The sequence below is a fragment of the Yoonia sp. genome (assembly GCF_046498525.1).
In the GTDB taxonomy this organism is placed as follows: Bacteria; Pseudomonadota; Alphaproteobacteria; order Rhodobacterales; family Rhodobacteraceae; genus Yoonia.
In genome coordinates, this window is the sequence record NZ_JAWOAN010000135.1 from 1 (window position 1) to 7643 (window position 7643).

General features: G+C 58.9%; 8 protein-coding genes. 4 read left to right on the forward strand and 4 right to left on the reverse strand.

What is annotated here, in order from left to right; genetic code table 11:
- The coding region (locus tag R6T97_RS09115; RefSeq protein ID WP_410348981.1) for a D-galactarate dehydratase at positions 1 to 341 on the reverse strand (341 nt) is incomplete at its 3' end.
- An 85-nt stretch (positions 342 to 426) separates the two neighbouring features.
- On the opposite strand from R6T97_RS09115, the gene moaA reads away from it, so the two are divergent.
- A complete protein-coding gene (moaA, locus tag R6T97_RS09120; protein WP_410348982.1) occupies positions 427 to 1431 on the forward strand; it encodes a GTP 3',8-cyclase MoaA in 1005 nt (334 codons plus the stop codon).
- A gap of 23 nt (positions 1432 to 1454) precedes the next feature.
- On the opposite strand, the gene R6T97_RS09125 is transcribed toward moaA, so the two are convergent.
- From R6T97_RS09125 to argE, 3 genes are read right to left on the reverse strand one after another with little or no spacing between them, the layout of a single operon-like run.
- A complete protein-coding gene (locus R6T97_RS09125; protein WP_410348983.1) occupies positions 1455 to 2048 on the reverse strand; it encodes an SAM-dependent methyltransferase in 594 nt (197 codons plus the stop codon).
- Entirely contained in the window at positions 2048 to 3211 is a 1164-nt protein-coding gene (locus tag R6T97_RS09130; RefSeq protein WP_410348984.1) for a M20 aminoacylase family protein, read from the reverse strand. Before R6T97_RS09130 ends, R6T97_RS09125 begins: the two co-directional genes overlap by 1 nt.
- A 36-nt stretch (positions 3212 to 3247) precedes the next feature.
- Positions 3248 to 4408 (reverse strand): acetylornithine deacetylase, encoded by a 1161-nt coding sequence (gene argE, locus R6T97_RS09135; RefSeq protein WP_410348985.1) that lies wholly within the window; start codon positions 4406 to 4408, stop codon positions 3248 to 3250.
- Positions 4409 to 4617: 209 nt separating this feature from the next.
- Here argE and R6T97_RS09140 point away from each other — a divergent pair, with 209 nt between their 5' ends.
- The 3 genes from R6T97_RS09140 to R6T97_RS09150 all read left to right on the forward strand — a co-directional run.
- A complete protein-coding gene (locus R6T97_RS09140) occupies positions 4618 to 5622 on the forward strand; it encodes an ABC transporter ATP-binding protein (RefSeq protein ID WP_410348987.1) in 1005 nt (334 codons plus the stop codon).
- Positions 5615 to 6601 (forward strand): ABC transporter ATP-binding protein, encoded by a 987-nt coding sequence (locus R6T97_RS09145; RefSeq protein WP_410348988.1) that lies wholly within the window; start codon positions 5615 to 5617, stop codon positions 6599 to 6601. The genes R6T97_RS09140 and R6T97_RS09145 overlap by 8 nt, the downstream gene beginning before the upstream one ends.
- A gap of 68 nt (positions 6602 to 6669) precedes the next feature.
- Positions 6670 to 7643, forward strand: a 974-nt coding sequence (locus R6T97_RS09150; protein WP_410348986.1) for a peptide ABC transporter substrate-binding protein, incomplete at its 3' end; no start/stop codon positions are given.

The following is a 7643-nucleotide window of genomic DNA, read 5'->3' on the forward strand; positions in this document are numbered from 1 at the left end:
GTCCTGCCCTGATGAGTAACGCGGCCTGCGGTCAACTTTGTCACCAAGGGTGTTTTCAACCAGATGCCCGGCTCTGCCGGTGACCCCAGCGAGGCGATCGTGGTGCCCAGCGCACGTGCGACGGCTGGTTCCGTAGCGGCAACCGCTGCTGCGCGGTCGGCGTCACTTGTGGTATCGAACTGCGCGGCCGTAACTGCCGTCACCGGCGGCTTTGGCGGCGGGGTCGGGTCCAGCGTCGGCGCGGGCATGGCTGCTGCGGGCTCCGCGCCAAAGAACCCCTGCAAAGAGGGCGACGCGCAACCGGAAAGCACCAAAGCGGGCAGGATCAAGATCATTCTCATACGGTCACAGTATGTCGCGGATGCGACCCGCGCAACGGGGCCGATGGCGCTTGCGCAGTCCTCCGCCCGCACTTAGGTTAGGTTTATGACCCAGCCATTGATCGACCCGTTCGCCCGCACCATCGAATATCTGCGCGTCTCCGTGACGGACCGCTGTGATTTCCGCTGTGTTTACTGCATGTCGGAAAATATGACTTTTCTGCCCAAGAAAGAGCTTTTGACGCTGGAGGAACTGGATCGCATGTGTTCGGCCTTTGTGCGTCTTGGCGTACGCAAGTTGCGGATCACCGGAGGCGAACCCTTGGTGCGCCGCGATATCATGACATTCTTCCGGAGCATGTCGCGGCATCTGGAAACCGGCGCTCTACGCGAACTTACGCTCACCACAAACGGCAGCCAGCTTGAAAAATTTGCGGATGACCTTTTTGCCGCCGGTGTACGCCGCGTGAATATCTCGCTTGATACGCTGGACGAGGTGAAATTTGCCGAAATTACCCGCTGGGGCCGCCTGCCGCAGGTGATCCGCGGGATCGATGCCGCGCAAAAAGCCGGGTTGCGGGTCAAGATCAACACGGTTGCGCTGAAAGGCTTCAACGAAGACGAGCTTGAGGCACTGACCGACTGGTGTGCTGCGCGTGATATGGACCTGACCTTCATCGAGGTCATGCCGATGGGCGATCTTGGCAACGAGGACCGCTTTGGCCAATACTGGTCGCTCAAGGATTTGCGTGCGCGTCTTGCAGAACGCTCTGAATTGACCGATCTGCCCGAAAAAACGGGCGGGCCTGCGCGCTATGTCCGGGTTGAAAAGACCGGCCAGAAGATCGGTTTCATCACCCCGCTCAGCCATAATTTCTGCGAAAGCTGCAACCGCGTGCGGATCACCTGCACGGGCGAAATTTACACCTGTCTGGGACAGGAAGGACACTCCGACCTGCGTGCGCCGCTGCGCGCATCAGAGGCGGATGCAGACCTCGAAAGCGCAATCCGCGCGGCGATTGCATTGAAGCCCAAGGGCCATGATTTCGACTATTCGCGCCAGCAGGTCGACGGGCAGGTCAGGCGCCATATGTCGCATACGGGCGGATAAGGTAAGGCGGGTCTTGACCCACCTTACGGTTTGCGCGCCACGAAATCGATCAGGGCCGCCTGCCCCACATGGCCGCTGCCTGCACGCTGGTCTTTTTCATAGGCGCAACACCGCTCTATCGTCCATCCGGCAAAGGCATCGCGCAAAAGTGCCTCTGTATACATGTTTTCAACGTTAGGCGGGCCGCCTGTGCCGCGCCCGACCTGTTCTGGCCGGTACCCGTGCAAAAGGATTCTGCCACCCGGTCGCAACGCCGACTGCATGTCTGCAAACTGGCGCTCCCGAAAATCGGGGCCTGCAAACTGGATGAAAATCCCCGCAACCATATCGTATTGCTGCGTCCAGTCCCATCCGTCCCAGTCGGCCACATGGGTGTTGACCACGACACCTGCATCGCGCGCAAGGTGCTGCGCGCGCTTGACGGCTGTCGGTGACGGATCAAAGGATGTCACCTGCATGCCTTGCATTGCCAGATAGACGCTGTTGCGCCCTTCCCCGTCAGCCACGCAAAGGGCGCTGGCACCCTGCCTCACAAGCCACGGGTTGTCGGGCAGAATGGCGGCAGGAGCAGTTCCGAAAAGATAGTCATCACTCGCGCGGTAACGGTCTTCCCACATCAGGTTGCCGGCATCCGCTGTTCCACGATCTCGGCCCACCAAGAACAGCCCGCAGGCATTGCTTCATCACTGAACACATATTTCGGGTGATGCACATCGGCACCCTCACCGTTGCCCACAAAGATGTAGGCACCGGGGCGTTCCTGAAGCATGAAGGCAAAGTCCTCTCCGCCCATCGTGTAATCGGCAAATCCGCATTTTCCTGCGATAGACGTGGCGACCTCTGCGGCAAATTCGGTTTGCGCCACGCTGTTGACCATGACCGGATAACCGCGCTTGTAGTTGATGGTGGCGGTTGCGCCAAAGGCGGCGGCCGTTCCTTGCGCAATATCGATCAGGGATTTCTCTGCCAGATCGCGGGTTTCATCGGACAGCGCGCGGACGGTGCCGCGCAGGTGCACTGTCTGGGGGATCACGTTGTGCGCCTTGGAGGATGTTTCGAAACTGGTGACCGACACGACGACCTGTTCAACGGGGCTGACGATACGCGAAGCAATGGTTTGCAGAGCGATGACCACATGACTGGCGACCACGGTTGTGTCGATCGCGAGGTGTGGCTTGGCGGCATGGCCACCTTTGCCTTCGATCACCATTTCGAACTGATCGGCAGACGCGAAGAAAGCGCCGGGCCGGATCGCGAATTCGCCCACCGGCAGGCCAGGCCAGTTGTGCATGCCGTAGACTTCCTGAATCCCCCAGCGGTCCATCATGCCATCGTCGCACATCTCCTTGCCGCCTCCTCCGCCTTCTTCGGCAGGCTGAAATATCAGGACGACTGTGCCGTCGAAGTTGCGCGTTTCGGACAGGTATTTCGCGGCACCCAGCAGCATCGCTGTGTGTCCGTCATGCCCGCAGGCATGCATCGCGCCGTCGACCTTGGATTTGTAGGGCAGGTCCGTGTGTTCCTGCATTGGCAGCGCATCCATATCAGCACGCAGGCCGATGACCTTGCCTGATGTGTCCGACTTGCCCTTGATCACCCCAACGACGCCGGTGCGTCCAATGCCCGTGACGATTTCGTCACAGCCGAATTCCCTGAGTTTTTCCGCGACAATCGCCGAGGTGCGATGCGTCTCGAACAGGATTTCAGGATTTTCATGCAGATCGTGCCGCCAAGCGGTAATTTCAGGAAGCAATTCGGCAAAGCGGTTCTTGACAGGCATTTTGTGGTTCTCCGTTGCGGTGTTTGTGAAGGTGACTCAGTCGGCAAGCATATCCACCAGTCGTGCGATAAATGCCTCGCCTTGCTGGAACTGGTCAATGGTAATGAATTCGTTCGGCTGGTGTGCCTGTGCGATATCGCCGGGCCCGCAGATCACGGCCGAGTAGCCGCGCTCCTGAAATTGACCGGCCTCTGTGCCGTAGCTGACCACATTGTTGGCGTTTTCGCCGGTCAGCCTGCGGACCAAGGCCTCGGCCTTGCCATCGGGTTCCGGCACAAGACCCGGCACGTAAAAATACTGTTCGGCAGTGATCCCGGCCTCCGGGCGCACCGACTGCATCTCGGCTTCCAGTTCGGACACCTTGGTAAGGAAACGAACCTGCCATTCAGCGATGTCTTCGCCCGGCACAATCCGGAAATCGAAACCAAAGTAGCAGTCCTTGGCCGTGATGTTATGCGCGGTACCGCCGTTGATCGTGCCCACATGCAGTGTCGTGTAGGGCGGAAAAAAATCTGCGGCCAGTTCGCCGGGTATTCGGGCCGCATTTTCGGCGTTCACCTCGTTGGCCCAGTTGATCAGCTTGGCCGCCATCATGACCGCGCTGACGCCCGTAGGTGCAAGCGAGGAATGCACCTCGAACCCGCGAAAATGCATCTTGTAGCCGATCCCGCCCTTATGTCCGGTGACGACCCTCATCATCGACGGTTCCCCCACAATCACGGTATCGGCGCGGGGCAGACCCATTGCGATCATATGATCGATCATCGGCGGCGCGCCGGTGCAGCCGACTTCTTCGTCATAGCTCAAAGCGATTTGAAGGGGCCGCTTGATGCCGCGTTCCAGCGCCAGCGGGACGGCAGACAACGCCAAAGCATCAAAGCCTTTCATATCGCAGGTGCCACGCCCGTAAAGTTTGCCTTGCCGCTCGGTCACCGTGAACGGGTCCGTGTCCCAAGCCTGTCCATCCACAGGGACGACATCGGTGTGCCCCGACAAAACGACACCGCCATCGATCTGTGGTCCGATATTGGCATAAAGTGCCGCCTTCGTGCCATCATCATTGGGGACGCGGGTAGATTCGACGCCAAACCCTTTCAAGTAATCATCAACAAAATCAATCAGTTCAAGATTGCTATCACGACTGACTGTTGGAAAGCCGACCAAGCGATCCATCAGGTCTCTGGCAGTCAGGGTCATTGCGGTCCTTTCAAAGCTCAGCCCGTTTTCGCGACAAATCCTGCAAAGCACGGGCAGTCAGAGTGTGACCTGTTCAAAGCCCCTCTGCAAACCGGAAACAGCTTGCGGGATCAGAATTTGATGATACCGTTATGGATAATCGCGACCGGATTCAAAAATACCGGCGCGCAAAAGAAAAAATGACACCGAACCATCTGGGAGGTTCACATATGCCCGAAGGGGCGCTGCCCGTCCTGGATGTCCGGGACCTCAAGACAGTTTTCCAAACACGTGGTGGCGAAGTCCACGCCGTCAATGATGTGAGCTTCTCGCTCCGCCCCGGCGAATTGCTGGGCGTTGTGGGCGAGAGCGGTTCCGGCAAGTCCGTCACGATGATGTCGCTGCTGGGGTTGCTGCCTTCCCCGCCTGCCGAAGTGCGCCGTGGATCGGTGCAGTTCGATGGCAAGGACCTGCTGCATGTCTCGCCCGAGACGCTGCGATCCGTGCGCGGGTGCAAGATCGGTTTCGTGTTTCAGGATCCGATGACATCGCTCAACCCGGTTTACAACGTCGGGTTTCAGATCATGGAACCCCTGCGCAAGCATATGGGGATGAGCAAGAAACAGGCTGCCCTCCGCTCTCAAGAGTTGCTCGAATTGGTTGGTATTCCTGACGCCAAACAACGGCTATCGGATTATCCACACCAGTTTTCCGGCGGTATGCGCCAGCGCGTGATGATCGCGATTGCGCTGGCGTGTGATCCGCAAGTTCTGATCGCTGACGAACCGACGACAGCGCTGGACGTCACCATTCAGGCACAAATCCTTGAACTGATGAAAGACCTGCGTGACAAGCTGGGCATGGCCGTGATCTGGATCACGCATGATCTGGGTGTCATTGCGGGCATCGCAGACCGTGTTATTGTCATGTACGGTGGCCAGGTTGTCGAACACGCACCGGTAAACGAGTTGTTTTCAAACCCGCAACACCCCTACACCCGCGCACTGCTGAAAACGATCCCGACCATTCACGGCGAACGCGCCCCGCGACTGACCATCATTGAGGGTCAGCCGCCGATCATGACCGGTGCGCCGAATGCCTGCACCTTCCGCGACCGCTGCGATGTGGCGTTCGACCGCTGCGCCCGCGAAAACCCGCCGCGCTATGATGTGGGAAATGGCCATGACACCGCCTGTTTCTTCGACGCCCGCACAGGAGCCCCGCGCGATGTTTGACGCCGGTCGGAAACCACTGGTCAGTGTGCGGGACCTGAAGATGCATTTTCCCATCTATGCCGGCCTGCTGCGCCGTCGCGTGGGCGAGGTGAAGGCCGTCGATGGTGTCAGTTTCGATGTATTCGAGGGCGAAACGCTTGGATTGGTCGGCGAAAGCGGTTGCGGCAAGTCCACATGTGGCCGCGCGATATTGCGGCTTTACGATATCACATCCGGATCGATCCAGATTGATGACAGGGAAATCGGTACGACCCCGCAGTCGAAATTGCGCGAGATGCGCCCGACTATGCAGATGGTGTTTCAGGACCCGCAGGCATCGCTCAATCCGCGCATGACGGTCGAGGACATCATCAAGGAACCGCTGGACGAACACACCAAGCTGAACGACGCGGAAAAGCGTGAAAAGGTAGGTGAATTGATGGATGCGGTCGGGTTGAACCGCAAGTTTGCCAAACGCTATCCACATGCTTTCTCGGGCGGGCAGCGCCAGCGGATCGGGATTGCGCGCGCATTGGTGTTGAACCCCAAGTTCATCGTTTGCGATGAACCTATTGCGGCGCTTGATGTATCCATTCAGGCGCAGGTGGTGAACCTGCTCGAAGACCTTCAGGAACAATTTGGTCTGACCTATCTGTTCATCAGCCATGACCTGTCGATGGTCCGCCACATCGCCACCCGCGTCGCCGTGATGTATCTGGGCAAAGTGGTTGAACTGGCCTCGCGCGAACACCTTTATGCCGATCCTCTGCACCCCTATACCAAGGCGCTTCTTTCTGCGGTGCCAGAGCCGGACCCCAGCCTTGCGCGCAGGAACGAGCGTATCATCCTCAAGGGCGATGTCCCCTCTCCGTCCAATCCACCCAAGGGCTGCAACTTCTGCACACGCTGCCCGTCCGTCATGGATATCTGCAAGGATGTAGAGCCCGCCTATCGCGAAGTACGTCCCGGCCGGTTCACGGCCTGCCATCTTTATAACTAGTCAAACGACACTGCCGACGCAACGACAGGTCAAGAGTTAAAACACAGCACCAACAAGGAGAAGACAACATGAACCTCAGAACAGCCCTGATGGGCGCTGTCGGGACGGTTGCCGTTGCGCAATTGGCATATGCTGATGCGCATGAAGGCGAACGCGGTCGCGATGGCCAGCTCAACATCATCTATTGGCAGGCGCCATCAATCCTCAATCCGTTCCTGTCGGGCGGCACCAAGGACGTCGAAGCCTCGTCAATCATTATCGAACCACTGGCCCGTTACAATGAAACCGGCGCACTGGTGCCGTTTCTGGCCGAAGAAATCCCGACAGTCGCCAACGGCGGCGTATCCGAGGACCTGACTTCGATCACATGGAAGCTGAAAGAGGGCCTTTTGTGGTCTGACGGCACGCCGGTCACATCAGCCGACGCGGTATTCACGGCGGATTACTGCATGCACCCCGAAGGCGGTTGCGCACAGCTGTCCAAATATAACGGCGTCACCGATGTCGAAGCTTTGGACGATCTGACAGTCAAGATCACCTTCGGCGCACCACAGCCGAACCCCTATGGCCCGATGGTCGGCGGTCAGTCACCGATCATTCAGGCGGCGCAGTTTGCCGACTGTCTTGGTGCACGTGCGCCCGAATGCACGGATGCCAACTTTGGCCCGATCGGCACCGGCCCTTTTGTGGTCACGGATTTCCGCACCAATGACGTGATCCAGCTCGAAGCCAACCCCTACTACCGCGACCCGAACAAACCGGCCTTTGCGACGGTGACCTTCAAAGGTGGCGGTGACGCAACAGCAGCCGGACGTGCCGTGCTTGAGACAGGCGAATTCGACTACGCATGGAACCTGCAACTCGCACCGGATGTAATCAGTTCCATGGCCGAGGCCGGAATGGGCACACCCGTTTCCGCATTCGGGACGCTGGTGGAACGGATCGAGGTCAACCTGACCAACCCGTCGCCAAGCCTGCCGCCCGAGACACGCTCCACTGCGGCCGAACCCCACCCTTTCCTGACGGACGAATCCGTGCGGCG